Origin of the sequence: Bartonella chomelii, from assembly GCF_014138465.1 — a bacterium.
Taxonomy (GTDB): Bacteria; Pseudomonadota; Alphaproteobacteria; order Rhizobiales; family Rhizobiaceae; genus Bartonella; species Bartonella schoenbuchensis.
On record NZ_JACJIR010000025.1, the window covers coordinates 1 to 2,087 of the forward strand.

At 55.2% G+C, this 2,087-nt stretch carries 1 protein-coding gene; it reads left to right on the forward strand.

The genetic code is table 11. The features are described from left to right. Positions 1-2,087: right-handed parallel beta-helix repeat-containing protein (locus GGR10_RS06980; protein ID WP_182480443.1), on the forward strand; the 2,087-nt coding region annotated here is incomplete at both ends.

Sequence of the window (2,087 nt, forward strand, 5' to 3'; positions counted from 1 at the left end):
TAGTACAGCTCAAGAGGTTTATGCTCAATCACAGAATTGTAATGGGGTTGCTAGTCCTGGGGGTAGTGGTGGGGATGAGCGAATCGAGTGTGATGGGAGTAGTGGGAAAAAGACGCTGGAGGGGGCGAGAACTATAAATATGGGTAAGGAGCCTGGTGAGCCTGCTGTGAAGGTGTATGGGGGGGCAGATATTACGATAAGTAGTGAACCGCTGAAGATTACAGGTGATGGTGGTAATAGTAGTCCGGCGATTAAGGTGGAAAGTGGAGGGAAGCTGAGGGTGATGAATGTCACTGCTACAAATGTATATAAGGGGATAGAGGCTGAGGATGGGGGGTCTGTTACGGTACTTCAAGGGTCGATAGGGGTTAGGGAAAATGGGGGTGCTGTGATTGAGGTGAATGGGGGGAAGGTTACTTTGATGGATGGGGTGACGGTTAATAGTGTGGGGAATAATGGGGTGGGGATGGTGTTTAAGGGGAGTGGGAAGAGTACTGTGATGTTGGGGGGTACGAGTTTTAAGAATGTCAAGACGGGGATAGAGTTTAATGGGGGTGGGAAGAGTACTGTGATGGGTTCGGGAGAGGTGACGATTAATTTAGCAGATGGGGGGAAGGGGATTACGATGGACAGACAGGGGTGGGGAGAGGTGACGAATATGACGTTTAAGGGAAGTGGGGGGAAGGGGGTGGAGGTGACGTTGGGTGAGATGACGTTGAAGGATGTGAATATTTCAAAGGTTGGAATGGGGGCGAAGGTGACAAGTGGGACGTTAAAGGTGACTGGGGGGGAGATTGAGGGAAATGGGAGTGGCACGGGGGTGAGTATGATGGGGAGGGGGGATGGGGGGAAGGTTACTTTGAATGGAGAGGTGAGGATTTCACAATTTGCGACGGGGGTGAATGTGGGGGGGACGGGGAAGTTTGAGATGACTGGGGGGTCGATTACGGGGAATGGGAGAGGCACGGGGGTGGAGGTGAATGTGACGGATGGGAAGGCTGAGTTGATGGATGTGAGGATTACGGGGTTTGGAACGGGGGCGAGGGTGACAAGTGGGACGTTTAAGATGACTGGGGGGATGATTACGGGATTGGGAAGTGTGGGTGTTGGGAGTTATGGGGTGGAGGTGAGGGGTGGGAAGGCTGAGTTGATGGGGAATGCGACGATTATGGTTACGGGAGGTGGGACGATGGGGGTGATGGTGGAGAAGGGGGAGTTTAAGATGACTGGGGGGGAGATTACGGGAAGTGGGAGAGATGGGTATGGGGTGAGTATGACGGATGGGAATGTGACGTTGGAGGGGGTGGAGATTACGGGGGTCACGACGGGGGTGAAGGTGACGAAGGGGACGTTTAAGATGACAAAGGGGGAGATTACGGGAAGTGGGAGAGATGGGGTGGGGGTGAGTGTGACGGGTGGGACGGTGACGTTGGAGGGAGGGGTGAAGATTACGGGAGGGGGTAGTGGGGGTGGGAGTATGGGGGTGGTGAAGGTGGAGGGGGGGACGTTTGAGATGACAAAGGGGGAGATTACGGTTAGGGGAAGTGTGGGGAGTTATGGGGTGTATATGATGGGTGGGAATGTGACGTTGGATGGGGTGAAGATTAGGGGAGGGGGAAGTGGTGGGATACATGCGGTGGGGAGTGGGACGGTGAGGTTGACGGATGTGACGATGACTGGGTTCACGACGGGGGTGAATGCGGGGGGGAATTTGACGATGATTGGGGGGTCGATTACGGGAAATGGGAGTGGCACGGGGGTGACGGGGAGTGGGACGATGGTGTTGGAGAGGGTGACGATTACGGGGTTCACGACGGGGGTGAGTGCGGAGGATAATTTGACGATGATTGGGGGGTCGATTACGGGAAATGGGAAAGGTGGGTATGGGGTGAAGGGGGGTGGGACGATGAGGTTGGAGAATGTGACGATTTCAAAGGTACAAACGGGGGTGGAGGTGGAGAAGGGTAAGAGCTTGATGATGACTGGGGGGATGATTACGGGATTGGGGAGAGGTGGGGTGGGGGTGAGTATGACGGGTGGGACGGTGACGTTGGAGGGAGGGGTGACGATTACGGGGTTCACGACGG